Raw genomic sequence first — 1,179 nt, 5'->3', positions numbered from 1 at the left:
ATCATCAGACAATTGATTAATTTTCTTTTTTAGTATGATGTTTTGTAATAACTCATCCTTCATTGCTTACACACACCACCTATGTAATTTTTACATAATAAAAAGCACCCATTTTGGATGCTTTGAAATGTATTTTAAAATATTCATTTCCCTAAAAAAATACGTACAAATTACACATTTTCTATTGCACGTATTAAAAATACGTGTTATAATAATTATAGAGTTAAAGGAGGTGAACAATAACTCGAAAATACATAAGAAAGGAGAAAAGAAATTGCCATCATACAGTTCAAAAAAATTATGGAAAATGGCTGAAGAATATGGTTGGATTCATCAGCCAAAACGTGGCAAAGGAGACCACGAAATTTTCACCAAGCCAGGCGCACCGTATCACATTTCGATACCCCATCCCGTCAAAGATGTTGCGACTGGCACGGCTCATAAAATTGTAAAGCAGATAAAGGGGTTTTAACCCCTCTGCTTTATATAAAACTGTATGATACTAATATAACCAATCTTTTCAAAAAAATAAACAAATGTCATTTTCAATAAAAATTGGAGGTTACAATAATGAACAATATAAATAACTACAAAGATTTCTATAGTTTTACAGCCATATTAGAACAATATCCTGACGAGACAGTTTGGAGTGTTTCATTTCCTGATTTACCAGGTTGCCACTCACAAGGCGAAACAATCCAAGAAGCTATTCAAAAAGCACAGAATGCATTAGGTTCAATTTTATATAGTTATGAAACTGATAATATGACTATCCCTAATTCAACACCGCCAGAACAAATAGTTTTAGATAACGAGTTGTATGAAGATGTATCTAAAAAGGTTATGGTACAAATAAACGTTCATATGCCTTTATATAGAAAAGCTATAAATAATAAAGCCATTAAAAAAACTTTAACCATACCTCAATGGTTGAATGAATTAGCTTTAAAAGAAAATATAAATTTCTCTCAAGTTTTACAAGATGCCTTAAGAGAACAATTAAATATCAAATTACCTTATGATAAAAACTACAACATAAAAACAAATAATAATTAAGGACACCATGAGTGTCCTCTTTTTTATTTAATTAAAAAGAGCAACCGTGCACCAGTTGCCCTTTCGTCAATTTCTTATGTTATTACTATAACTCATTTTTTCAATGGTTTCTGTACACTAAAT

The 1,179-nt window shown here is 30.3% G+C and carries 2 protein-coding genes; both read left to right on the top strand.

Annotation, left to right across the window (positions count from 1 at the left end; translation table 11 throughout):
- Positions 1–274: 274 nt before the first annotated feature.
- Positions 275–472 (top strand): type II toxin-antitoxin system HicA family toxin, encoded by a 198-nt coding sequence (locus tag MR056_RS21910; RefSeq protein ID WP_210351361.1) that lies wholly within the window; start codon positions 275–277, stop codon positions 470–472.
- A gap of 98 nt (positions 473–570) precedes the next feature.
- Complete coding sequence (locus MR056_RS21905; RefSeq protein WP_087099838.1) at positions 571–1,056, top strand: type II toxin-antitoxin system HicB family antitoxin; 486 nt, start codon at positions 571–573, stop codon at positions 1,054–1,056.
- Positions 1,057–1,179 lie beyond the last annotated feature (123 nt).

The organism is Bacillus cereus group sp. BfR-BA-01360, assembly GCF_022663595.1.
Lineage (GTDB): Bacteria > Bacillota > Bacilli > Bacillales > Bacillaceae_G > Bacillus_A > Bacillus_A cytotoxicus.
Note: the sequence above shows the minus strand (reverse complement) of the source record. Positions and strands in the feature narration are given on the sequence as shown.